29 protein-coding genes and 1 tRNA gene are annotated in these 25667 nt (G+C 30.0%); 25 read left to right on the top strand and 5 right to left on the bottom strand.

Annotated features, from left to right (window positions below; translation table 11 throughout):
- Window positions 1-12 precede the first annotated feature (12 nt).
- The 25 genes from PQF96_RS10185 (at window position 13) to PQF96_RS10065 (ending at window position 22844) form a co-directional block, all read left to right on the top strand.
- A complete protein-coding gene (locus PQF96_RS10185) occupies window positions 13-396 on the top strand; it encodes a nuclear transport factor 2 family protein (RefSeq protein ID WP_271765994.1) in 384 nt (127 codons plus the stop codon).
- Between the two features lie 43 nt (window positions 397-439).
- Window positions 440-1114, top strand: coding sequence for a ZIP family metal transporter (locus PQF96_RS10180; protein ID WP_271765993.1), 675 nt, complete (start codon window positions 440-442; stop codon window positions 1112-1114).
- A 439-nt stretch (window positions 1115-1553) separates the two neighbouring features.
- Window positions 1554-1823, top strand: coding sequence for a hypothetical protein (locus PQF96_RS10175; protein WP_271765992.1), 270 nt, complete (start codon window positions 1554-1556; stop codon window positions 1821-1823).
- Window positions 1824-1964: 141 nt separating this feature from the next.
- Window positions 1965-2837 carry an RNA polymerase sigma factor gene (locus PQF96_RS10170; protein WP_109438505.1) on the top strand — a complete coding sequence of 291 codons (873 nt, stop codon included), beginning with the start codon at window positions 1965-1967 and terminating at the stop codon, window positions 2835-2837.
- Between the two features lie 129 nt (window positions 2838-2966).
- Window positions 2967-3458 carry an SRPBCC family protein gene (locus tag PQF96_RS10165; RefSeq protein ID WP_271765991.1) on the top strand — a complete coding sequence of 164 codons (492 nt, stop codon included), beginning with the start codon at window positions 2967-2969 and terminating at the stop codon, window positions 3456-3458.
- A 69-nt stretch (window positions 3459-3527) separates the two neighbouring features.
- Window positions 3528-4145: an SRPBCC family protein gene (locus tag PQF96_RS10160; protein WP_271765990.1), complete on the top strand. Its 618-nt coding sequence runs from the start codon at window positions 3528-3530 to the stop codon at window positions 4143-4145.
- A gap of 40 nt (window positions 4146-4185) precedes the next feature.
- Window positions 4186-4668: an SRPBCC family protein gene (locus tag PQF96_RS10155; protein ID WP_109438503.1), complete on the top strand. Its 483-nt coding sequence runs from the start codon at window positions 4186-4188 to the stop codon at window positions 4666-4668.
- A 769-nt stretch (window positions 4669-5437) separates the two neighbouring features.
- A complete protein-coding gene (locus PQF96_RS10150) occupies window positions 5438-5851 on the top strand; it encodes a DUF6463 family protein (RefSeq protein WP_271765989.1) in 414 nt (137 codons plus the stop codon).
- Window positions 5852-5981: 130 nt separating this feature from the next.
- The gene (locus PQF96_RS10145) at window positions 5982-6548 is read left to right on the top strand and encodes a hypothetical protein (protein WP_271765988.1); all 567 of its coding nucleotides are present in this window, start codon (window positions 5982-5984) and stop codon (window positions 6546-6548) included.
- A gap of 88 nt (window positions 6549-6636) precedes the next feature.
- Window positions 6637-7296 (top strand): hypothetical protein, encoded by a 660-nt coding sequence (locus PQF96_RS10140; protein WP_271765987.1) that lies wholly within the window; start codon window positions 6637-6639, stop codon window positions 7294-7296.
- Window positions 7297-7386: 90 nt separating this feature from the next.
- On the top strand, window positions 7387-8820 hold the full coding sequence (locus tag PQF96_RS10135) for an amidohydrolase family protein (RefSeq protein WP_271765986.1): 1434 nt from the start codon (window positions 7387-7389) through the stop codon (window positions 8818-8820).
- Window positions 8821-8914: 94 nt separating this feature from the next.
- A complete protein-coding gene (locus tag PQF96_RS10130) occupies window positions 8915-9358 on the top strand; it encodes a GNAT family N-acetyltransferase (RefSeq protein ID WP_271765985.1) in 444 nt (147 codons plus the stop codon).
- A 259-nt stretch (window positions 9359-9617) separates the two neighbouring features.
- The gene (locus PQF96_RS10125) at window positions 9618-10049 is read left to right on the top strand and encodes a hypothetical protein (RefSeq protein ID WP_271765984.1); all 432 of its coding nucleotides are present in this window, start codon (window positions 9618-9620) and stop codon (window positions 10047-10049) included.
- 154 nt (window positions 10050-10203) lie between these two features.
- The gene (locus tag PQF96_RS10120) at window positions 10204-11328 is read left to right on the top strand and encodes a helix-turn-helix domain-containing protein (protein WP_271765983.1); all 1125 of its coding nucleotides are present in this window, start codon (window positions 10204-10206) and stop codon (window positions 11326-11328) included.
- 59 nt (window positions 11329-11387) lie between these two features.
- Entirely contained in the window at window positions 11388-12074 is a 687-nt protein-coding gene (locus tag PQF96_RS10115; RefSeq protein WP_271765982.1) for a CPBP family intramembrane glutamic endopeptidase, read from the top strand.
- A gap of 375 nt (window positions 12075-12449) precedes the next feature.
- Window positions 12450-13295 carry a phytanoyl-CoA dioxygenase family protein gene (locus PQF96_RS10110; RefSeq protein WP_271765981.1) on the top strand — a complete coding sequence of 282 codons (846 nt, stop codon included), beginning with the start codon at window positions 12450-12452 and terminating at the stop codon, window positions 13293-13295.
- 57 nt (window positions 13296-13352) lie between these two features.
- Entirely contained in the window at window positions 13353-14186 is an 834-nt protein-coding gene (locus PQF96_RS10105; RefSeq protein WP_271765980.1) for an AraC family transcriptional regulator, read from the top strand.
- 138 nt (window positions 14187-14324) lie between these two features.
- Window positions 14325-14705 (top strand): VOC family protein, encoded by a 381-nt coding sequence (locus tag PQF96_RS10100; RefSeq protein ID WP_271767070.1) that lies wholly within the window; start codon window positions 14325-14327, stop codon window positions 14703-14705.
- A gap of 192 nt (window positions 14706-14897) precedes the next feature.
- Window positions 14898-16112: a cellulase-like family protein gene (locus PQF96_RS10095; RefSeq protein WP_271765979.1), complete on the top strand. Its 1215-nt coding sequence runs from the start codon at window positions 14898-14900 to the stop codon at window positions 16110-16112.
- A gap of 286 nt (window positions 16113-16398) precedes the next feature.
- Entirely contained in the window at window positions 16399-17616 is a 1218-nt protein-coding gene (locus tag PQF96_RS10090) for a GTP-binding protein (protein WP_271765978.1), read from the top strand.
- A gap of 148 nt (window positions 17617-17764) precedes the next feature.
- Window positions 17765-18904: a DUF1624 domain-containing protein gene (locus PQF96_RS10085; RefSeq protein WP_271765977.1), complete on the top strand. Its 1140-nt coding sequence runs from the start codon at window positions 17765-17767 to the stop codon at window positions 18902-18904.
- 419 nt (window positions 18905-19323) lie between these two features.
- Window positions 19324-19779: a DinB family protein gene (locus PQF96_RS10080; RefSeq protein WP_271765976.1), complete on the top strand. Its 456-nt coding sequence runs from the start codon at window positions 19324-19326 to the stop codon at window positions 19777-19779.
- 552 nt (window positions 19780-20331) lie between these two features.
- The gene (locus PQF96_RS10075) at window positions 20332-20844 is read left to right on the top strand and encodes a DUF6265 family protein (protein ID WP_271765975.1); all 513 of its coding nucleotides are present in this window, start codon (window positions 20332-20334) and stop codon (window positions 20842-20844) included.
- 545 nt (window positions 20845-21389) lie between these two features.
- Window positions 21390-21464 (top strand) — tRNA-Pro (locus PQF96_RS10070).
- A 144-nt stretch (window positions 21465-21608) separates the two neighbouring features.
- Window positions 21609-22844, top strand: coding sequence for a phage integrase SAM-like domain-containing protein (locus PQF96_RS10065; protein ID WP_271765974.1), 1236 nt, complete (start codon window positions 21609-21611; stop codon window positions 22842-22844).
- A gap of 94 nt (window positions 22845-22938) precedes the next feature.
- Here the strand turns inward: PQF96_RS10065 and PQF96_RS10060 are convergent, their stop codons facing one another.
- The 5 genes from PQF96_RS10060 to PQF96_RS10040 all read right to left on the bottom strand — a co-directional run bounded on the left by PQF96_RS10060 (window position 22939) and on the right by PQF96_RS10040 (window position 25653).
- The gene (locus PQF96_RS10060) at window positions 22939-23310 is read right to left on the bottom strand and encodes a hypothetical protein (RefSeq protein WP_271765973.1); all 372 of its coding nucleotides are present in this window, start codon (window positions 23308-23310) and stop codon (window positions 22939-22941) included.
- 34 nt (window positions 23311-23344) lie between these two features.
- Window positions 23345-23782 carry a hypothetical protein gene (locus tag PQF96_RS10055; protein ID WP_271765972.1) on the bottom strand — a complete coding sequence of 146 codons (438 nt, stop codon included), beginning with the start codon at window positions 23780-23782 and terminating at the stop codon, window positions 23345-23347.
- 61 nt (window positions 23783-23843) lie between these two features.
- On the bottom strand, window positions 23844-24359 hold the full coding sequence (locus tag PQF96_RS10050; protein ID WP_271765971.1) for a hypothetical protein: 516 nt from the start codon (window positions 24357-24359) through the stop codon (window positions 23844-23846).
- 33 nt (window positions 24360-24392) lie between these two features.
- The gene (locus tag PQF96_RS10045; RefSeq protein WP_271765970.1) at window positions 24393-24782 is read right to left on the bottom strand and encodes a (deoxy)nucleoside triphosphate pyrophosphohydrolase; all 390 of its coding nucleotides are present in this window, start codon (window positions 24780-24782) and stop codon (window positions 24393-24395) included.
- A complete protein-coding gene (locus PQF96_RS10040; RefSeq protein ID WP_271765969.1) occupies window positions 24775-25653 on the bottom strand; it encodes a YDG/SRA domain-containing protein in 879 nt (292 codons plus the stop codon). The genes PQF96_RS10045 and PQF96_RS10040 overlap by 8 nt, the downstream gene beginning before the upstream one ends.
- Window positions 25654-25667: the final 14 nt, after the last annotated feature.

Raw genomic sequence — 25667 nt, 5'->3', positions numbered from 1 at the left:
AACACAATTATTATGACACAACTACAAGCACAAGATAACGATCTACAATTGATTGAAAAAACGATCAATTATTACTTCGATGGAATGACTACGCATAATAAAGAGTCTTTTGAAAAAGCATTCCATTCCAATGCTACCATGAAATGGATAGACAAAAAATATGAGGAAGTAAATGCTATTGAAGCGTTAAGCGAGTATGCTAACTCAAATGATCCCGTAGAAACAAAAACCTATATGATTGCTATAAATATAGCAGGAGATGCAGCCAACGCTCAGTTAGAGCTAGAATATGACACCTTTTCTTACATTGATTTTATGCATCTGCTAAAAATTGATGGTAAGTGGAAAATTGTTAGTAAAACTTATTCTACAAGAACGAAGAGTAATAAGAAATAGAAAAATAAGAATAGACCCATGTGGAATTTTTACAGATATAATTATGAATAGGTATTTACTTCCAGTTTTTGCCATTGTTATCGGCGTTATTATTGCTTTTGTAACCAAAAAACAAAAGTCAATAGGCACTAAACTCTTATTATCATTCAGTGGCGCATTTCTATTAGCATTAACACTTTTTGATTTATTGCCAGAAGTGTATCATCATATAGAAGCCAAGCAAACCGGGTTCTTTATAATGTGCGGTGTCTTATTGCAAATTGTTTTAGAGTTTTTATCACAAGGAGTTGAACATGGTCATGAACATAAACATAAAGAAGATAAAAAATTTCCCTGGGTACTATTTATAAGTCTTTGTATTCATAGCTTTTTAGAAGGATTTCCAATTCATCATCACAATGACATGGTATATGGTATATTAATTCATAAAATCCCGATAGCAACATTATTAACTACCTTTTTATTACAATCTAACTACAGCAAAGTACAAAGTATTGGTTTCTTAGTTGTATTTGCACTAATGACGCCTTTAGGTACCTTTATATCTAATAATTTAGTCTTAGTTACTGAATATATGGATTATGTTAATGCTATAGTGATCGGTATATTTTTACATATTGCTACAACCATTTTGTTTGAAACTGGTGAAGGTCACAAGTTTAATTTATCCAAGCTGGCAGTAATATGTTTTGGGGTCTTCATAGCTAACTTGATTTAAAAGTTCTTGAAAGAATAGTCAAGGTAATTGTAATAATAGATCTAAAAAGGATTAAAATAAATTATTGTTGAAAGTTAGAGAGACAAAAGAATCACTTTTTGAAAAAATACTAATTAATATAAAACATGCTACAACAACGTGTATAATGCATTACTTACTCTTTGTTTATTCGGAATAATTATTTGCAAATCCTTTATTCTATTTTCTTTTGCTAAATTTAACCTAACCAACGTAACGACATCATACACGAACACGTTAGTATTAAATTAAAATGAATAAAAAAATATCTTCTAATCTTACGAAAATCTTTCAGATAATATTAATTGTAAAATTCATCATTTTCTCCATTATAGTTTTTATTATGCTATTCATATTTGACTTCAAAACAAACTTTATAACAATAACTTTTTGGATTATCGGTCTATTTATTATGCGCAGCATGGGAATAACTAAACTCAAAACAGTCTATTGGAATGAACAATCTTTATCAATTGGAAATGTAACATCTAAAAATTTAATTCTATTAAATGATGTAAAAAATATTGAACGGACTTTTCTTTTTGATGATTTACCGTTTAAAATAAAGTATATGAAATCGGGAGAATTAAAGACATTATACTTTCTTCCTAAAAGCAGCATATTTCAGGATATGATGAGCGAAAACAAACTGATTGAAGAACTAAAAAAAGAAATAAAAATACGCAGATAGATCAATTGATTAAGGTATACTTGCCTTGATTCGATTTATATATTTGGCGTTAGTCACAAACTGAAAAAAACAATCCTCAATTCAATAACTTTTGTAACACTTTTAAGAATTCTGTATCTAAACTAAAAAAACCTTTATACTATGGAATTTCCTTTTAGTAAATCTTATTCAGACACAGAACAACAAAACCTCGTCAAACAAGCTATAGAGGGCAATAGGGAATCTCTAAATAAAATTATAAGTTTTCATCAGCCTTTCATTTACAATGTGGCTTGGAAAATGTGTCATAATTCTATTGATGCTCAAGATTTAACTCAAGAAGTTCTTATTAAAGTAATAACCAAATTAGGACAATTTAATTTTAAAAGTAAATTTAGAACATGGCTATATCGTATCGTTGTTAATGAGTTTTTACTATCTAAAAGAAGAAAAGGCGAAGCACAGTTTTCTGATTTTGATGATTATGGAAAGCGCTTAGACCAAGTTCCAAATCCAGAATTGAGCGTTGAAGATGAAATAAACTATCAAGAACTATCAAAAGAAATGCAGATTCAATGTATGAGCGGAATGATTATGTGCCTTAATAGAGAACAGCGATTAATATTCATTCTTGGAGCAAGTTTTGGAATTGACCATACACTTGGAGGAGATATTTTTGGAATAAGCCCCCAAAATTTTAGAATAAAACTTCACAGAGCACGTAAAGATTTGTTTAACTATATGAACAACAAATGTGGTCTCGTTAATAAAAAAAATCCTTGTCGATGTCCAAAAAAAGCAAAAGCTTTGAAACAAATGGGTGTTTTAGACGAAGAAAAAATGCTTTTTAATATCAAAACAAAAACGAAAGTAAAAGATTTTGTTGAGGACAATCATGAAGAAGCTTTAAATGATTTTACATCAACTTATAGTAAACTATTTCAAGAACATCCAGTTAAGGAAGATTTTAATAAAGAAACCATTATCAAAGAGCTCATAAATAATGATAAACTTTCTGCCTATTTCAATTTATAAGTTCTGAAAAACTTCTTTTAAATGATTAAAAAGGTTACTTCATGATGAAGTAACCTTTTTCATTTTGTAACACATTGTACTTCTCTGTATCAAAACAGTAAATCATTAATGCACATAAAATTTATTGACATGGAATTCAAAAAAGAAATCATTATCAACAAACCTATAGAAGCAGTATGGGAAATACTGGGGAATCAATTTGGTGATGCCTACAAATGGGCATCAGGTTTAAATCATTCAAAAGGTTTTAGTTCACCAGTGATTAATGGAGCTCCATCAAATAATAGAGCTTGCGAATTGCCGTCAGGCAAGATCAAAGAGGTAATCAAAAAATTTGACATCGGTAATTATATTCTTGAATATGAAGTTATTCAAGGCTTTCCTTTTTTTGTAGATACTGCAATTAATAATTGGCAACTGTTAACAATAGACTCTGAAAAGACAAAAGTGCAAATGCATTTAGTCGTAAAAACACAAGGTTTAATAGGTAGCATTATGAGACCTATGATGAAAATGCAACTAAGTAAACAAATAGAATACATTCCAAATGATTTGAAACACTTTGTTGAAACAGGAACCCCTAGCCAGAATAAAGCAAAAGAAATTGAAAAACTACTATAGAAAGTTGTATAGGTTTTGTAACACCAACTCAAAAGCGGTATCAAAGTAGTAGAACTTAAATTTTAAATTATGAAAAACAAAATCAAATCGACGTTAGCATTAATACTAATAGGGATATTTAGTATTAATGTATCTGCACAAAGTATGGAAAAAAAATTTCGTGCGGTTAAGGTAGAAATGAAAATAGAAGCACCTGCTGAACGTGTATGGAAAGCAATGGTTTTAGATTACGGAGAAATATCAAACTTTTCACCGTATATATATACATCAGAATATACCAATGGTTCTTTAAAAGGTGAATTAGGAGCCAAACGTAAATGCAATTTTAATATTAAAGGGACGCAATGGTCTAAAGAGCGAATTGCAGAAATCGATAATGAAAATATGGTAATGCGTAATGTAGTTATTGATGGAGCGAAACTTCCTTTAAACTTTGATAATTCTCAAGCTTTTTACCGAGTAAAAGACAATGGCGATGGAACTTCAACCGCTTCATATGAATTTCAATTTAGAACAAAACCAGCCTTTTTAGGAATAATTGCCAAAGGAGGATTTAAAAAACAATTGTCTGGCACTCTTGTAGGATTAAAACACTACATCGAAACAGGCGAACGTGTTACTGGTGGAACTAACAAATACAAGGAAATAAAGAAGAAGTACCCTAAGGCTACATTAATAAAAACTTAAACATAAAAACAAATTTCAATAACATTCAAAAATTAAAATCATGAAAAAAATAGCAATTTTATTAACCGTATTTATTTTTTCAACCTTTACATTACAAGCTCAATCACCATTGGTAACCGAAATAGAAAGTTCTGCAGATGAAGTTTGGGAACAAATTCGTGAAATGGACAATATAGATAAGTTATCATCATTCGTATCAAAAGTGCAATGGAAAGGTCCAAAAGGAATTGGTGGGGAGAGAGTTTGTACTTCAGCAGATGGAAAAGGTCACTTTAAAGAAAAGATAACTGGCTTCGATGATAAAACTAGAACTTACTCGTACCAAGTTGTCGAAGGAGTTCCTGCAAAAAATATGAACAATATGATTAAGGTAATTGATTTAGGTTACAACAAGTCAATGATAGTGTGGACTTCAAATTATGAGTTTATTGAAAACCCAAATATGACCAAAGAACAATTTGATGGTTTTATAACAACTGCAAGAGTAGAAATGGTAGAAAACATCATCAAAATAGTGAAATAACACCAATGCCTAACAATGTATAAAAACAATAGCGGTTTCGGTGCTTCATCGAAATCGCTTTTTTATGTTTATAGTGGATCTAAGTCTATAAATTAATACTTAAAAACCATTTACTACTCTTATACTAGTCTGTTGTATGTCATTAAAATTGAATGAAATAATTGATAAAACAGCTCTTAATTATAGTAATCTTGAGAAAGAAACAATTTCAAGTTGGGAGGCTAACGGTAAAATACTTGAATACAAAAAAGGTAAGCAGATTGTAGTGGAAGAGTAACAAAAACAAATTACTTTATGTGATAAAAAGATCTATAAAAACGTATTACATTAATAATAATCAGAAAATTATAGATTAGTTTACTTTACTTCAAGCACTGACTTTCTAACAGACAAGCCAAACCTTCATCATATTGAAACTATGGAAGATTGCGTTATTCTTGAAACCCAAAAGGATAAAGTTGAATTTCTCTCCAAAAAATATCACGATTACGAATACTTATTTCACATTATACTATCCAAGGTAATTGTTTAATTTAGAAACAGAATATTTTCACTTCGGTTTAAGACAATTAAGCAATCTAACATTATAAAAGTTTAACAAAACAACACCTAAATATTGGATCAATCGCACCATTAAGTCATATTCCAACTTTTTTAGGAATCAATCAAGAAACGCTTAGCAGGATAAGAGTGGGCAAAAAATAATTTGATTTAGGTCAAAAACAATTTATTTGAAAGTAATTAATTTTGTATCAAATAAAGAAAAAAGATGAAATTAACGAACGGAAAAATATTACTATACATAGGAATTGCTCATTTTTTGTTAGGTATTTCGCCATTTGCATTTGGCAAACAGTTTCTAGAATTCGCCAATAAACTGTTTTTCAAAATTAGTGAAGGACTTATTGAATTCCCTTTATTAAATGGGCAAATGAATTATGAAAATTTTGCCGCATTTTGGTTTGTTTATTTTGGAATATTATTAATTCCAATTGGATTTTTAGTTGACTATATTGAAAAAACTACTGAAAATATACCCAGTAAATTTATTTGGTCGTATTTAATTGTAGTCCTAATCGGAGTATATATGATCCCTTTTTCTGGAATGACATTCATTATGTTACCTCACGCAATGTATATGGCAATTCAAAAACGAAAACAAAAAAATAAAACGAACGTATAATAGTGTATTAATTATCAAATCTAATAACTAAATCATTGGGATAGTTAATCTTCTAAAAAAGTAAGTTTACTCATTTTTAGTTTTGAGAATAAACTAACTAATTTAGTTTTGAAAATAAACTGAACCAATAATGAAAAAATTACTATACTTATTCGTAGTGCTTTTCAGTTATACTATGTCTTCTCAAGATTTATTAGATTTAGCTTTGGTTGATAAAACAAAGATTGTTGACAAAGAAGGTTACAAACCTAATTTAAAGACAGACAAATGGAATATCAATAATTATCTATATGAGTTAAATGAAAGTAAGCTGATTTTGAAAGATTCGATAATCTTAATTGAACTAATTTCAAAAACCACTACTCAAAACTTAACGGAATGGAAAATAGACGAACTAAAGGAAGTTTATCTGACTAAAAAGAACCAGAAAATTAATATAAATGCTGCTCTGGAATCTATTAAACCAAAATCTAAAGAACAAAAAAGAGAGCTGAAAAGGAAAATAAGACGGTTTAATAATAATCCCCACAAATGGAGAGGTTGGCCATTATCAATATCTAGACCTATTTTTTCTGATGATAATAAATACAGCATGATTAGTTTTAAATTTGGTAATAATGGAGGATACTCCAGTCTATACAAAAACTTGAATGAAGAATGGAAATTGATTGGCGTTTTTAATCGATTTGCATATTAAAAACTATACACAACAATTTGTATATTGCATATACTCCCTTCGGGAAGCAAACGCAACATATAAGAAACGTTATAGCCAATTATAAGAGATGAAAACCAAACATTTTATATATATTCTATTCATTTTTTTATTTAATGTTCTTATTGGTTGTAGTGGTAATAATCGTCACTCAAAATTATCTCAAATTTCTCATGAATCCTTTTTATTATCTAAACTACTTAATAGCGAAAGAATTAAAATTAAATTTGGAAACTATAATGTTAAAGTTCTTAATCAAAATAGTAAACTAAGAATATCCAATTTATATAGTTTACATGATGGAAAGAAAATTACGCGAACCCTTGCTATTGTAAAATTTACTGAGACTATAGATAGTACTTTCATAAAAGAGCATTTAAAAATTTTAAGTGGTCAATCTATAGGAGAAACTTTCAAAAAGAATCAATGGAGAATTGAGAAGAAAAGCCTTTATTTTGGCGAGATTTTACCTCAGACTGATTTTACAGAGACATATAAAATAATGGGGAATATTAATCCTTCAAAATTAGCAATTTACATTTATGAATTTAATATAACTAAAGACAATAATAGCCATCAATATGCAATAATTTCAGAGATTTATCACCCTGAATACCTCACTTTTGATAATCTAAGAAAGATTAATAAGAATGCAGGTAAGCACTTAGAAAAAACTAATTTTATTCAACAACTATTAGAACTAGCAGAAAACAAAATGAAAAAATTATAATAAACTGCAAACTGACCGTACCAACATATATAAAAAATAGTGGTTAAAACACACTACTTCTCATATATCCCTTTAGCAGTAATTAGATAAATGAAAATATTAAAACGTCTATTAAAAATTGTATTAGCAATCATAGGTTTATTAGTGCTAACCTCGATTATTATACTTTGGGTTGATTCACAAAAAACTAGCTATCTCAATATTGATAAGAATGAACTAACAGCTAATGATTCTTATCTTATTACCAACGTTAATGTAATACCAATGAATCAGGATACTGTTTTAATAAACAAAATGGTATACATAAAAGAAGGTATAATTGAAAAAATCGCGGATGCTATTGAGGTCGATAAAATTCAAATTTTTGACGCAAAAAACAAATACATAACACCAGGTCTTATCGACATGCACGTTCATATTTGGGATAGGTACGAACTTGGTCTCTACCTGTCAAATGGAGTCACGGCGGTTAGAAATTTATGGGGTATGCCTATGCATCTAAGAATTAAAGAGGATGTCGTTAAAAACAATATTTTCTCTCCCATCTTTTTTACGACGGGTCCTAAACTAACGGGAACTGAATTTATTGGTGACGATAATTTAAATCTAACCAGTCCGAGTGAAGCTAAAGAAAAAGTGACCTCATATAAAGACAGAGGTTACGATTTAATCAAAACTTACTACGGATTGGATAAAGAAATCTTTGATGCAGTGGTTGAACAGGCTGAGACTTCTAACATTGATATTGTTGCCCATCCTTCACAAAAAGTACCTTTTTCGTATCATTTAAAATCACAAATCAAATCTATCGAACATGCTGAAGAAATTGTACAACAACCATTGAAGTTTGATTTAGATACGATCAAACTTCAATCCATTATTGATTCTATTTCACTTTCAAAGCATACCAGTTATAGCCCTACAATTACAGTATTTAATAATATCTATCAAATGATGATAGACGATTCAATTTTAGATTCAGAATCATTGGAATACATGAATCCACTGATCAAAAAAGTAGACAGTAAAAAACAATTTGATCGTTGGTTTAATGCCAAACTAAAAGATTCAACTGTAGTTCGTAGAATAAAAAATCAACATTACTTTCATATTGCCATCGTACAAAAGCTTCACAAAGCAGGTGTAAATATAATTTGCGGAACAGATGGAGGTATTGGTGTAACCCTTCCAGGATTTTCAATACATCAGGAACTAAAATTTTACAAAGAAGCCGGGCTTTCTAATTATGAAGTATTAAAAACAGCTACTGTAAATGCTTCCAAAACACATTCTATTATGAATTCTATAGGAACGATTGAAGAGGGTAAGCTTGCTAATTTATTAATACTAGATAGTAACCCTTTGATAACACTATCAGCACTTAAAAATCCTTCATCAGTTTTTATAAAAGGACGAAAGTTAGATAGGGAGCTACTCAAATCTTTTAATCAAAAAGCTAAGAATAGGAAGAATTTAATAGCTTCTGCTCTCAGGTATTTAGAAAACTTACTAATTGAAAAATAAAACCATCACTAACAAAGTTTATTAACCATAGTGGTTTCGTAAGGAAAATTTATACATATAATGTTGTACGTCATTTAATTTACTCTAAAACATAATGAAAATAATAAGAACAAATTCTCAAAATCCAGAATTTAAAAAACTTGTACAATCACTAAATTTAGACCTTGCAGAAAGAGACGGTAAGACTCATCCTTTATCTCAATTCAATGATATCTCTAATTTAAATTATGTTGTTTTAGCATTCAAAAAAGATAAAGCAATTGGTTGCGGAGCAATCTCTGAATACAATTTTAATTCTATGGAGATTAAAAGAATGTATGTATCGCAAGAGTCAAGAGGTCAAAGAGTTGGAGAGAAAATTTTATCTGAATTAGAAAACTGGTCTAAAGAATTAGGATATTCCAGATGTATACTCTTTATGGGCTCAAAACAACCTGAAGCGGGTAAACTTTATCAAAGAAACAATTATAATTCTATAGAGAAATACGGTATACTAAAGAATATTCCAGACAGCTTATGTCTTGCGAAAGATTTATAAATAAAAATGAAGTTTAAAAAATATCTAGAATTATAAAGCTAGAATTATAATGATGATAAAGTAAGGTAAAACTGGTTACAACAGGATATATGTGTCCATAGCAGCTAAGTGATAACTGATTGGTTCTTGTATATTTGGTAAGACGCAATGCTTGCAAGAAGTAAAAGTTAGCAATCACTGCTCAGAAAAATCAAAAAACAGAGTAACATTTTGCCCCGCTACTATTCTTATACTATAACGTTGGGTAAAATTTGACAAAATGAATGTTAAAACTAAATATGTAATTGGAATTGGAATCACTCTAATACTTACAATTGCCGGGTTTGTGATCTTCGCACTTTTTCTAATGGATAATGAAGATACGTACGGTGACTTGGTATATTTTAATAAGAAAGTTGAGAATGGAGATATCATATTTCGCTGTAAAAAAACCGATACACCGGGTTCTATAACAGAATTCAATGAATTTGGAATAATAGAAAAATCTTGGAATAAAGTATACGTTTGGGATAATCAAAGTACTATGAAAAAAAACCTCTACGAATGGGCAGGAAATAGTAATGGAGAAAGAGTTAGAGTATTTAGAATAAAAAAAACAGAATTCGACATGAATGATATCAAAAAGGTGAATGGGAATTATAATTATCTAATGGATTCTGGAAAAATGAATTTTGTAATAGAGAATTACTAAAAAACTGTTCACAACAATGTGTATAGCCCATTACAACTGGATTCCTTAAACAGAATTCATTTCAATTTTGTTACCTTGGCACAAAAGGAAATTCTTCGACAGAATTTCTAACGATATATACACTAAACGTTATGTGCAAGCTGAATAAAGAAAAATGAAAATTATTTTAGGAATAGGTATTGGAATAAGTCTATTAGGAATTTTTCAATTATTGAAAGGGAAAAACGCTAAACTTACTTCTACTAAAATAGCTGTTTTAATTAATATAGTTTGGACTGTTAGGTGCATTTTTTTTCTATTAAAAGATTCTGAAATAGCTTCAAAATATCCAATCCTATTAATGTTAGACCAAAACTTGTTATTGTTAGACAGTGTCGTTTTATGGCTTTATTCAAAATCTTTATTAAATACCACCAAGTTTAAATTTAAAATACTTCTTAATTTTCTTCCGTTTATAATGGGATTATCTCTTTCTTTAATTAGTTATTTATCTGTTCCAGATGAATTAATTTTAGAACAATACATGAAACTTGAAAAAAACATTAGTAATAATGAGTCTCTTTTCTCTATAGATGTTTTAATTCTTTTCTTAGTAATAATCATGTTATCAATCATTTATTTTAGCAAGAGTATTAGAGAGATAAAAAAGTTTAATAGTATACTCTATAATCATTTTTCGAGTTTAAAAAACATTAGTGCAAATTGGATTTTAAAGTTTCATAGTTTATGGGTTTCTCTTTTCTTAATTCCAATTATACTCTATTTTTTTAATTATATGTATCCTGTAATTAACGTTAGAATTTTGTTAAGTTTTATGATTATAATTCAAGTATTATTTTCATTTATTTTTAATTCAAATGTATTATCTCAAAACTATGTTAGCATACCTAAAAAAAGCATTTTAAAACAAGATAACAAACCAATAAAACAATTTAAAGATGAGTTAAACGAGTTAAAAAGAGCTCTAGAAACCAGTAAGTATTATCAAGATGAAAACCTTTCGTTAGTCAAACTTTCAAGTTACCTCAACATTAAATCTATAGAATTAACTGATATAATTAAATACAGTGAGTTTGAAAATTTTTACGACTTAATAAATACATATAGAATAGAATCTATAAAAAAAGAACTTATATCATCTACAGAACAAATTATGATTATTGCCTATGATAATGGTTTTAATAGTAAATCTGCTTTTAATAGAATATTTAAAGATAAAACTGGACAAACACCAAGTACGTATAGAAAATTAAACAAAAATACGTCCCAACAATATTAAAAGGACTTCTATACCTTTGACTGCCACTACTTTTGTTTCAAATTAAAATTTATACTATTATGAAAAAAGTTTGGCAAAAGATTCCTGCTTGGTTAAAAGCAATGTTATTAAACATTATTTTATTATATCCAATTATTACCATTAATCAAACAATTATACAACTTAACCTTAAATACTTCCCAAAATATGGTATTAGTTTAATACCCGTTTTGATTATGCTTTATGTATACTGGAAAATTATAAACAAATGGAATCCATTTACAAATAAAGACGATATTAAAATACGTTTTAAGTTTAATATTTTAGATAAAAAAAATATACTAAGCGTTTTAGGTTTAGGCATATTTACTCTAACAACTATATACTTTAGTTACATAATTTTTGATATAGATAACTCACCACAATTAGGGTTTATAAAATCATTTTCAGATTATAATGCTATCACAGCTATTCCACTTTTGTTAGGATTAGCACTTACAGCAGGTATAGTAGAAGAAGTTACTTATAGAGGTTTTATGCAAAATACTACGCACAGAAAATACTCTAAACTTGTAAGCTATTTAGTCATTGGAATATTATTCTCAATCGTTCATTTTTTACCATTAGAGTTAATACTACCTTATATTCTAATTTCCATAGCGTATAGTTTTATTGCTGATAAACAGAAATCAACTGGCTTAGTAATATTCACACATTTTTTAGTTGATTTTGTTCTGTTTTTATTGATTTATTGTAAAGTACTATAAAGATGAAACCTTTGAACAAGTACAATTATTTTAAAAAACAATTTATTAAAGACTGCTACGCCAGTAGCTAACAACATATATAAAAAATTAGTACTCAAAACCCACTACTATTCATACAGAAAACCGTTGTACTGTATTTAATAGAACTATAAAAAATGATGGACTTCTATTTTGATGAACTTGGATTTAATATAGATTAGGACGAGTCGATTTGGATCTAAAGAACCTGTATATATGTAAATTTTCAGGAACGGACTTACATCCCATCTCTCTGAAAATAAAAGACTTGAAGTGATTGTAATTGTTTTTGTCGATTGTAAAGAATTGAATGATTTCTATTCGGATTTGAATACCAGATATAACATAATAAGGTGTATGGCAGAATTTCCTTATCAAAAATCACTTGCATTAATTATCTTTAGCAACGGCAGAAAGTGCATGCGTACTTTCTCGCAACTAATCATACACAAAACACTAGATACAATTGAAAGTATGAAAATAGGAGATTACACAGAGTTGGGTTTTAGCTATCATAAAAACTTCTTCAAAGAAGAAGAGCTTTCGCGTATAGAACCTATTTTAATAAAGTTTCATAATTTTTGGTTAGAGGAAAATTCAGAAATTTATTTAAAAGGAGCTTTAAATAGTCATAGCCTTACTTCTTCAAAAAACCTCAATAAACAAGAAAAAAAAATATTGTTTGACTTCATTTCTTCAAATAGAATAATAAATCTTATTGAGTTTGACTGCCCAAAATTTCTGAATACTCAACTTTTTTTTGATCCAAACAATTTGAATCAAAACAACTATTGGCATAGAGATATTCAGTATACAGGAATTAGTGAGACAGAACAAAAAGAAGTAATAAAAACTCAAAATGTTGTTCACTTTAGAATACCTTTAAAAAAAGAACTTGGAATTGAATTAATCCTAAAAACACATAGAATTTGGGACTCTAATGAAGAATATGAAGTTAGAAATTCATTAAACAATAGAAAACCAAATGACCCTCTTAAAAAAGGAAAGTTGATAGAATTAAGAAGAAGTGATTTATTGATTTTTTCGGCAAATATGATTCATAGAGGAATTTATGGGAATGACAGATTATCTTTTGATATTATTTATTGTAATAATAATCCACAAATATTGAAGTTCAGAGATGGAAATAATTTGCCGATAGAGTTTGAGCTGAAGGAGTTTAATAATGCTGAAATTTTTTAATTAAACTGTACCCAACATGGTATAAACGGCATTAAAGCTCATTTTATATTAAACGTTGTGCTTAATTTAGAAAACGCAGTGAATGAACTAAAAACCATAAGAGAATATTATAAACCGATTCAACCAACAGTTTCGACTAACGATAACGAAATATACTATCAAGAAAGACAACCAAATAAAGAAATTGAAAATTACGTTTACTGCTTTTGGCAACTTAAAACAAAGAAGCCCTTAAACAAAGATTATAATTATAGAGTTGTTTCTGACGGCTGTATTGATATATTTTTTAATCATAATCTACCGAATGAAAATTTTGTAATGGGATTTTGCAGAAAGTACACTCAATTTTCGATAGGTAAAGAATTTGACTACATCGGTATTAGGTTTTTACCTTCTGCATTTCCTATATTATTCAGAGTAGATGCTAAAACTTTAAGCAATCAATCTCAAGAACTAAACAAAATTTTGCCCGATTTTTCTAAATGGATCAATTTAGCAATTAAATCTTCCGATTCATTTGAAGCTATTACAAAAGTCCTGAACGAAAAAATAATTGAAAATTCAAAAAATCAAAACATTCATTACGACCACCGTTTTTTAGATTCACTAAACCTAATTTTTCAAAAAAAAGGATATTTGGATATTGAAAAAGACCTTAATACAGGTTTAAGTCTAAGACAACTGCGTAGAGTTTTCAATTTTTATATCGGCACAACTGCAAAATCATTTAGTAATGTTGTGAGGTTTCAGCATATTTTAAATGCAAAACCCTCAAAACAAAGTCTAAAAGAAAACAAACTGTACTTTGATGTCGGATTTTTTGACCAAGCCCATTTTATTAAAAGCTTTAAAACATTTTATGGTGTAACACCTTCTCTAGCCTTTCGTTAAGTTTGTCCGATTTTTACAATGCTACGGTTTCTTGTCAATCTAAATTTGCAGTAAACAAAATCATTGAAAATGAAAACATTATTATTAATTGCATTTGTTTTACTCTTTGGATTTTCAAATGCACAAACAGCGAATAAAATGAAACTTAACGCAGGAATAATTACCGAAAAACTACAGGAAACTAAGAAATTTTATATGAAAGTATTAGACTTTGAACTAAGCTTTGAAAACGAATTCTATCTATTACTTCATACACCAGATCATTCAGCTGAAATCAGCTTTTTGCAACCGAACCACCCAAGTCAAAAATCCATTTTCCAGTCGGCATTTAATGGAAAAGGCGTTTATTTAACAATTGAAGTTGAGAAAGTGGACGACGTTTACAAAGAGCTAAAAGACAAAGGAGTCCAAATGGAAATTGAAATCCGAGACGAACCTTGGGGCGACAGACATTTTGCAATAGTTGACCCTAATGGAATTGGAATTGACATTGTTACTTACACAAAACCAAAAGAATAAAGACACTTTACAAAACAATATGTATAAATAATAGAGGTTTGAGTTAGCACTCAAACCTCTTTCATTAAATTAAAGTATATTGTAATTTAATAAAGTAGGTACTTAAAATTTGTTACTGCTCATACACAAGACTGTTGTGGTACATGTAAAATAGACTGTCAATAAAAGACATCTACAACTAATTTTAAAAATATGAACAGAAGAAATTTCACAAAAAACATTACGCTTACGACGCTGGGATTGTCTTTAGGAACAGAAATAAGTGCTATGTCTTTCAAAGAAACCACAAATAATAAAAAGGCTTTGGCTATAACAATGTGGGAATTTAGTTGGCTGGAACGACGATGGCCGGGTGCAGGTTATGAGGATTGGGATGTAGCACTTTCTGAGTTAAAAGTACGGGGTTATAATGCTATTCGAATAGATGCTTTTCCACATCTTATCCACAAAAACCCAAACAAAGAGTTTGTGATTAACCCACATTGGAATACACAAGACTGGGGAAGTCCTGCTATTACTAAAGTCATACTACAACCCTACTTTATTAACTTCATTAAGAAATGCAAAGAATACGGTATTAAAATTGGACTCTCAACATGGTGGCGATCAGATGAAGAGAAGTCATATAATGTGATTACTACCCCTCAAAAACTTGGCGAGGTCTGGCTATCGGTACTCGATTTGATTGAATCACATGATTTGATGGATCAAATCATATACCTGGACCTAAGTAACGAATGGCCATTAGAAGTATGGACTCCTTTTAAAACCGATTTGGAAGGATGGCATACCAAAGAGTCCGGTCGTTGGATGAGTGAATCCATAGCAGTACTGAAAGAAAAATACCCCGATATCCCATATACTTTTTCATTCACTGGTGAGGTTAACAAAGCCTCCTTAACTAAGGGGGATACTAGCATGCTCGACTTTCTTGAAGTACATATTTGGATGGTAAATGGGAACAATGGTGAATTTTATAAAGAGATAGACTATAATTACGAAAGATTTTCTGATGATGGCTATAAAAACCTTGCTCTAAAAGGAGAAAAACTATATCGTGAAAAAGAAAACTACTGGAAAGATCAGCTTTTAAGGCAGATTCATTGGGCTGCCGAATGGTCTAAAAAGGTCAATAAACCTCTTGTCACTACCGAGTGTTGGGGTATAATTGATTATAAAGACTGGCCTCTTTTGGAGTGGGATTGGGTTAAAGAACTATGCGATTTAGGTACTCGTGAAGCTGTTAAAACTGGACGTTGGGCAGCTATTTCAACGAGTAATTTCTGTGGACCTCAGTTTGTAGGTATGTGGCGAGATCAGTCCTGGCATAATGAATTAACTAAATTGATTAAGGAAAAAACTATTGAAGCAGAGTTGAGCGGTTCGAGCTTACTAAAACGAATTTAGAAAACACATGTGATTATCCGACACCACAACGCAATGTGTATACTTCATAAGTATTTCAAGAGTTTTAGAGCGTCATCAAGAGCTTTATTTTTCAAATAGTAACTTGATAAGATTTGAAATACGCAAACCCTTACAAAATTATGTATTGAACATTGTAATCGATACCACGTAAACACGCTATCATTTCAAAAAACATTTTATTTCTTAAAAAAATGCAACTTAGTTGCATTAACAAATGTTAACAGCTAAATTTACTCCCTTATTCTATTCAATAAAAATAGCAAATATGGACAGTAAATTACCTGTAACAGTATTAAGTGGTTTCCTGGGGGCGGGAAAGACAACATTGCTAAATCATGTCCTGCACAATAAAGAAGGTCTAAAAGTGGCAGTTATTGTGAATGATATGAGTGAGGTCAACGTAGATGCAAACCTGGTGAAAAGTGAAAACACGCTTTCGAGAACAGAAGAAAAGCTTGTTGAAATGAGTAATGGATGTATTTGTTGCACATTAAGAGAAGACTTGATGATTGAAGTAGAACGCTTAGCAAAAGAAAATCGTTTTGATTATTTGCTTATAGAAAGTACCGGTATTAGTGAACCTATTCCTGTTGCTCAAACATTCTCATTTGTAGATGAAGAACATGGTATTGATCTCTCTCGATTTAGCTATGTCGATACCATGGTAACCGTAGTTGATGCTTTTAATTTCTTTAATGATTTTGGAAGTCCCGAAACATTAATGGATAGAGAACTTACCAATATAGAAGGAGATTATCGTACAATTGTTAATCTACTAACTGACCAGATAGAATTCGCTAACGTTATTATATTAAATAAAACAGATTTAGTCACTAAGGAACACCTTGGTGTATTAAAAGCATCTATCCAAAAGTTAAATCCTTCTGCTCGAATTATTGAATCAAGTTTTAGTAAAATAGCACCAAAAGAAATTTTAAACACAGGCTTATTTGATTTTGAAGAAGCTGAACAGAGTGCTGGATGGATAGAAGAATTAAATAAAAGTGAGCACACTCCTGAAACTGAAGAATATGGTATTAGCTCTTTTGTTTTTAGAAGTAAAAAACCATTTGACCCTGAACGATTCTGGAATTACGTACAAAATAACTTCCCTAATGTAATCATACGAAGTAAAGGTTTATTCTGGCTAGCTTCTAGACCAGAACAAGCTTTAATCTGGGGTCAAGCAGGTGGTTCTTTAAAAGCGGACAGCGCTGGAGTTTGGTGGAGCAGTATGTCTTTTGAAAAGAGAATCAGAAACTTAACATTTATTGAGAATCAGGATCAAATTGAGAAAGATTGGCATAAAGACTTTGGTGATAGAAAAAATGAAATTGTATTCATCGGTCAGGATATGGATGAACAACAAATTAAGTCAAATCTTAACGCTTGTCTTTCATCAGATGAAGAATTAAATACTCAAAAATGGAAAGATGGTTACGATGATACATGGCCAGTTGAAAGGGCTTATGCTTTGGAATAATAAAGTACTGGTGATAATAAAGAATAAAATTAATGCTTATTTAGATGTACTTAAAAAATCCCTGTAGATTTTCTATTCTGTTTGTATCTCTACAATCAGGTATTTAAACGCCAAAAACATAGTACAAGTATAAGCAGTAATTAAGAAGATGGAAAATAAAAAAAGAACTCCAAGAATAGCATCTATAGATATGCTAAGAGGTTTTGTAATGTTGATAATGTTAGTGGATCATGTACGAGAACATTTTTTCACGCACCATCGTGTTGTAGATCCAATGGTTATTGAAGAAACTGGTAGCGGTTTGTTTTTTACTAGATTGCTAGCCCATTTATGTGCTCCTGTCTTCGTTTTTTTAACAGGGCTATCCGTTTGGTTATATTCAAACCCAAAAGATAAACCGTCCAGATCGGCAACCGCTTTCTTACTAAAACGAGGGCTTTTTTTAATTCTATTAGAAATCACACTAATTAATTTCTCATGGTCTGCGTCTTATAACACTTTGTATTTGCAAGTGATATGGGCGATAGGTATATGTATGATTTGTTTGGCATTATTGAGTAAACTTCCAAGAATTTGGATTGGAGTACTTGGATTCATCATTGTTTTTGGACACAATTTATTAACTCCAATTACATTCGATACTACTGAATTAGGTTATAATTTTTGGACTATTCTTCACGATAGAGGTTATTTAGTAACCGATAGTTTTATAGACATCAGAGTTTCTTATCCTGTACTACCATGGGTAGGTGTAATTTTATTGGGATACTTTACAGGACCATTATATCATCATCATATGGTAGCAGCAAGGAGGCAAAAAATACTAGTATTCCTTGGACTTTCAACTCTTACTTTGCTTTTGATATTAAGGGGATGGAATATCTATGGTGAAACTTTGCCCTGGGAGACACAAAATTCAGTCTTAAAATCAGTGATGTCATTTTTAAATTACACAAAATACCCTCCTTCCCTACATTTTTTGTTATTTACTTTGGGTATTGGGTTTCTACTGCTTTCTTATTTTGAAAGAATTAATGGTCGATTTTCTAAGGTTTTAAAAGTATATGGCGCAGCCCCTATGTTCTTTTATATTATTCATTTGTACGTTCTTCTAATTTTTCATGCAATTTTAATCTTTACCATAAATAAAGGTGAAGTTATTCAAGTAAGTCATGTATATCAACTTTGGTTAATTTCGATTATAGTATCTGTTTTATTATATTTTCCAACAAAAAGATTCTCTAATTTCAAACGCTTGAGTACTTCAAAGTTGATTAAGTACTTCTAGATTACCTTTAAACGTATTTAATATTTGTAAAATAGTCACAGTAAACCAAACATCTATTGTTAACATGGTATGTCAAAAATCTTGGCTTTAGTATTTGATCAATGGTATTCATAAATGCTCTATCTGATTTGGATTAAAAAAAAGGAAATGGAGAAACATTATGGTTATTTTATGTAGTGTATATCTTAAAAGCAAGTAATAAAGTTACGACAGTAAATAAGGGCATTGCCCAACACGATAAATATGATCATAACCGTTAAGTGATAAATCGAAAGGTCTTTGTATTTTTGGTAAAGCGCAGTGCTTGCAAAAAGTTAAAGTTGACGATCAATGCAACAAAAATGTCAATACTCTGGCAACATTTTGCGCTATTATGACACATACATTTAATGTTGTAAAACATTTGAAAAACAAACTGAATGGAATCTGTATTTAGAACTTGGAAAACAAGCAGAGAACTTTATTTAGACTATTTTAATAACTATACTTTAGAGCAACTAAATAAAATTCCGAATGGATTTAGCAATAATCTGATTTGGAATATTGGCCATATTATTGTTGCTCAACAAGCATTAATCTATAAAGATTCAGATTTGGAAGGATATATCCCAAATGAATTATTTGAACTTTATAAACCTGGAACAAAACCAACTGGAAAAACTTCTCAAAATGAGGTAACAGAACTGAAAGAACTATTACTATCCTTAATCAAAAAAACAGAAACAGATTTTTATGACGGAAAATTTGTCAACTATAATGAACGAATGACGGGGACTGGGTTTTATCTAACTTCGCTAAAAGATGCTTTTGAATTTAATAATTATCACGAAGGATTACACTTAGGGTTCATGGTTAATATTAGAAAATTTATTTAAGAACAACGTGTATAAAATATAGCCGTAAGTTTTAAACCGAATAACTAGTCCGTTTTTACATAAATCTTGAGAATAATTAAGATTAGAAAATCGTCTTTATCTTTTTATCAAAAAAAATCTCAAATTAAGGAAACCCGTAAAATCGGTGTACTAATGATTAGTATCTTTATAATAGGTTTTAAAGTTTATAATAAATTTATTTAATATTGATTGTGAAAACCCTTCTAGCACCTTAACTAGAGGGGTTTTATGTATTGTATTATTAATAAATCAATCCAGTGATACTATTAGAAATTATAAAGTCATACAGCTTCTTTACTCTATAACAAACTTTAAAATGATACAAGCTTGATAAGAATAGTACACTACTTTTCTAATTGAGCAAGACGTATTCAATAATAACCTTTACATTCTTCTTTGGTTTTTTTACAGGTTTTTCAGTGCAATACGGTGAAATATTTTTCCTTATCCATTTCATCTAATTTTAAGTAAAAATATAAATGATAAGATTAATAATATCTTTTTATCAATAGTATAGCAAAATCAAAAATTATGAAAAAAACATTTGTGTTATTGATTACAATTTTACTTATCTCTTGTAATCAAAATAAAAAAGAAGAATCGGTAATCAGTGAGGATACTCCTAAGTTGACTGAAGAAGCGGATAATTTTGATTGGTTGTTGGGTACATGGAAAATCAATACTAAGGAGGTTGGTAAAGAAATGTTTGAAAATTGGGATAAAAAAAGTAAAACCGAGTATGTTGGATTAGGATTTACAGTACAAAATGGGGATACAATAAAAAAAGAAAAATTTGGGCTTATAAAATTAGATAATCACTGGAATTTTCAAATTCAATTACAGGGCGAAACTAAACCTTCTTCATTTAAAATGACAAGTTCTAACGCCCATGAATTTATTTGCGAAAATAATGCACGTAATTTTCCTAATAAGCAACTTGATTCTCCTAATAAAATAAAATATAGAAAAAAAGGAGACAAAATATATGCTACAATTTCTGGAAGCAAAATAAAAATACATTTAGAATTGGTAAAACTTCAATAAAGAATTATAGTTCATGTATAGCAATGAGTTGATTGATAGTGTTCATTTAATATTCTGCTAACTAGTGTCTGCCATGTTTAAACTCAAGAGACTTGATATGAATTAGAATACCTAATTATTTTTTTATCTTGTTTATAAGACCATAAATTAATCTACATGGATAAAAAAGTGATTGTTTTTGATCTTGATTGAGATTTCTATCGGTGGCATTATATGCTCAAAACACTTATATACTCGTAAACTTCTTTAAGAACAATCACTACAATCGAACCATTAATTTAGTTTTTTTATTATGCCATAGATCTGTTTAGACTTTTTGGATTTTTAATATTTATCTAAACCTAAATATTTATATTTGCGCCTTGAATATATACTTCGATTTTTATAGAATAACCTTTTGAAGTTGCTCTTCTATAATTAACAATTCATTGTGCTTTTTTAATCACAAAAATAGAATCGAATTAATTTTCAAACAATTTTAGAAATTTTTATTAAAACTTAAATGCACTGAAAACAACTGGTTTTTAGAAGTAATTAAGTAAAAACGGGTAGTAGCTTAGTCCGGTTAAAGTGCTGGTCTGGGGGACCAGAGATCGGAGGTTCGAATCCTCTCTACCCGACACCCACGAGACCTCTTTTATAAAGGGGTTTCGGTGTTTTTAACCATTTCTTTTTTCAACTTTTTAGATACTCAATTTTTCCTTTTTTAGCCTTTTTTTGCCATAAAATAGTACATTTGTTTGACAAATGTTTGACAAAATAAAATGATAGAAGCTAAGATTATTGTTGAGACCAGGAGAGAAAGCTCCCAAGGATATGCTGTAAAAATAGAAGTTTATGCTAATCGTACCTACAAATATATTAGTTTAAAAAAATATCAGAAGTCAAAAACGCTTAAGATAGATTCAGAAATTGCTCGAAGAATTGGAAAGCTAGAAGAAGAAATACAATACTGTAATAATAACAAGCTTTCCTTAGAAGAGAGTTTAAAAATTATCAAAGATGGGATCCCTGATGATAAAGACATGCAAATTTTTTTACTTAAGAAGAAGCTAGCAGAGTTACAAGGAGAAACAGGAGTAGGATTAATCGAGTTCTTTGATATTAGAATTAAGGAGATTGAGGATTTAAACGGTTCATCTCAAGAGTATAAAAATGCAAGGATACAAGTTGTAAATTTCTTGGCTGGAGAGAATGATATATTACTCAATAATATCGATTATGAATGGCTCCAAAGTTTTATTAGGTATAAAACAAAATTTGGTAAAGGAAAAGGTAATGTTACTTTCTTATTAAAAACAATACGAGCAGTATTTAAAGAGGCCCAAAGAAGAGAATCTTTGAATGTTAAAAAGGGGAATCCTTTTCTAGGATTGATTAAGAATAATACAACTAAAGAGGTCTGCGATTTAACGGTGGAAGAGATAAAAAAATTATTCAATTATGAGCCAAGGAAGTCTTCGACTAAGAAAAGTCTGTTTGTATCGCAAAGGCATATTGATATATTTCTTTTTCAGTTTGCGATAGGAGGACATGATTATGCGGATATCGCTAATCTAAAATGGACAGATGTAAAAAATGGGCGTATAAAATTCAAGAGATATAAAAATCGTAATAAGCCTAATGGTGGAGAAAGAATAGATAATATGTTATCCAAATTTGCACTATCTACTATTGAACAATATGGTGATAAAAACCACGAAAGAATATTTTCTCATATCCCTTCTCCAGATTCACCAAATTATATTTCTAGAAGGCAAAATGCAGGTCAGTCATTAAGAAGAATATCTAATACTTTAAAATTGTCTGAGAATCTGAAGACTAAAACTCCTAGATACTTGTTTAGATCGTTCTCTGGGGATCTTCAAATTAATGCGTTAACCATTATGCAGATTCAAGGTCATAAACCAGAAGGGATAACATATAAGTATCAAAGAAAGTTATCCTATGAAGTAATCGACAAGGAACATGAAAAGGTATTAAAGTTATTTTGGGAATAGTTTGGATTAATTACTTTCCTGGTGTAAAATTATTATGAATTTGGATATGGATTCTCAAGAGTTGCTTTTCTCCAGATACTTTTTTCAGTTCTCTTTAAGAGTCGTTTATATTATAATTTGTAATTTTTTTTGATAATTCATTCAGGTCAATAGTATTCTCAAACTTATCATCGAACGCAATTTTTGCTTTGGTCTCCTTTGCAAGAAAATATGCAAGAAAGTAGCCAAATTCAGCTTTAGAGGATTCAATCTCATAAATCTCTGAGTTCTCTTTGATTTGACCAATTTCAGCATATTCATTCTCAATTTTTCGGTTAGTTAAATATAGCCAAGTCCATTCTTTACTTGCTGGATTATGAGAATCTCCATCAGTATCAATACTATGAATTTCATCCGAAACCCATTCACAAACTAAACGAAAATCAGGTCTTAATTCATCTGTCTTGAAATATATATAATGTTCCATTCGAGGTTTTATTAAGTATTTATGTATGGTTTCACTAACCTTCTACCCTTTTCCTTTTTTCTATTTCAATTCCTAATGCTTTTAGAATTGAACCTTCTAATACTATATTCTCAACCTTGTATTTGTCACTTAAATAGTTGAGTAGGTCCTTTTTTATACATTCATCTCCATTTTCCGGATTTCGAAATTCATTTATAGTTACGCTTAAAAGATCTTGCATGGATTTAATTTCTTCAACTTCTCTTCCTTTATACTCCCTATTAAAATAGGCTTCAATTCCTAGAATGACTCGTATTATTTCATTAGTTTCATTGGAAAAATCTATTGTTTCATTCATTTGATCCGAAGCATAATCAAGATCATTTCCACATTTCGCACATTTTGCTTTGTAAGCTAAAAGTAGATCGGTTTTATATTTTCCTTCATGGTTACAACTTTCACAAGTGACAGGCATTGGATCTATAAATTTCATCTAATTAGAAATGATGGTTGGTTTAAAATACAATTTAATGCCTTTTTTTGACACTTTGTTACTAACGAGTATTTCTATCCCATTCACGAATCATTGTTTTACGTTCTTTTCTTGCTTTTCCTTTTACTCTTTTTAACCTTTCCTTGCTATATAACCATTCTACATATCTTTCTTTGAATGCATTTTTTTTATTATACCCCAAATAATATTCAATTATATTTGGATTATTATCACAAAAAGTCATAGTACAATGTTGAATTCCAGTAATCGTAAAATATGGCATTCTTTCAATCCTGTCAGCCATTATAATTGCTAATTCTCCTTTTGTTAAAATCCGATTTTTGCATTCAGATTTTACATATGTAAGAGTGGAATCTGTAAAAAAGTGAGAAAGAACTAATAAGGATTTTTCTCCATAAGCAATGATTTTTTTGGCATGTTCTGATTTTGTTATCTCAATGGAGTTTTCCATTTCTGAAATACCGTTTAGTAATAAGTTAATTTCAGATTCAGTTTGTGCAAGCGCCAAGTTTTGATTCAAAATCAAAACTACTATTATCAAATACTTCTTTTTCATAGTTTAAAGATAACGATTAGAGCAAAATGCGTTTTAATGCCTTTTTCCTTCTTTAATTTTTTTCGCCAGTGGTACGTCGGCAGGAGCAAGTTTCCAATCTAACAATTTATCTGGATCTACCCATTCGAATTTATCGTGATCGGTTAGATTTTGGTTCCAAGATTTATATGTACAGATATAAGCGATTAATTCAATTGAAAATTGATCATAGTTGTATTTTGATGAATCATAAAACTCCTGAATTTCTACTTCCATTTCTAACTCTTCCATAAGTTCTCTAGTAAGAGAACCCTCATGCGTTTCATCGTGTTCTATTTTACCACCCGGGAATTCCCAAAATCCACCGAGTGATTTACTTGGTTTCCGTCTACAGATGAATATTTTTTCATCCTTATAAATGATCCCACAAACAACCTTAATCATACCCATGGCTTTTTCGGTGATATTGCAAGTTGTTTTTATCTATTTTATGCTTTTCATCGACTTGTAATACACCAATAAGCTCTCCAATTAGAGTAAAGTCATCTAAGATTGAAAAAGTACCTTTATCAAACATTACATGATGATTGGGACATAGACAAATCAAATTGACTACACTGTCATCACCATCATGGGGTTTACCAAGAGGTTTTATATGAGCTCCTTCAGCATAAAACCCATTTTTGGTTTTGATAGCAGTGCCGCAAACTTGACATTTGTATTTATATAATTTCTTTATATCTGTAGAAATTTTTGTATCTCGCACTACACGTAGTATTGTACCCGATTTTCTTTTTTTCTCTTTTATACTATGGTCCAGTTCTATTTGCTCAACTGTTTTTCTTTGAGTATTATCTCCGGAGTAGATTAACCTGAATCTACAGATCTTGAATCCACTTTTTCCAGTTTCTTCCCAAGCATCAACCACACTGTATAATCCAGCGTAAGAATAACCACGCTCAGGTGAAAATTCTGATTTATGAGTATGGCCTCTAATTACTCTAACAGGAAGTCCTTCATTCATGTTTTTTCGTAATCCCGCATTCCCAGGATTTTTCCAGGATTGATCAGCTATTTGTTTACGAGTATTTTGATCATTACCCCCCGCTCCGGTATAGACAATTTCATCTCCATGGTCCTCATCATCTTCATAACCACCAGATAAAACTATTGCTGCAGTACCTTCTCCCCCATTACCATCAATTCCTGAACCCCAACTTCTATGAAAACTAGTTGGCATCATTTCTTTTCGGCCTTGGAACCATTGTCCTTCTTCAATACCTTCTATTTCTCCGAATATTATTGGTCTAGGCATTTGTTTGGTTTTAC

Origin of the sequence: Aquimarina algiphila (genome assembly GCF_947494415.1) — a bacterium.
Taxonomy (GTDB): domain Bacteria; phylum Bacteroidota; class Bacteroidia; order Flavobacteriales; family Flavobacteriaceae; genus Aquimarina; species Aquimarina algiphila.
Note: the sequence above shows the minus strand (reverse complement) of the source record. Positions and strands in the feature narration are given on the sequence as shown.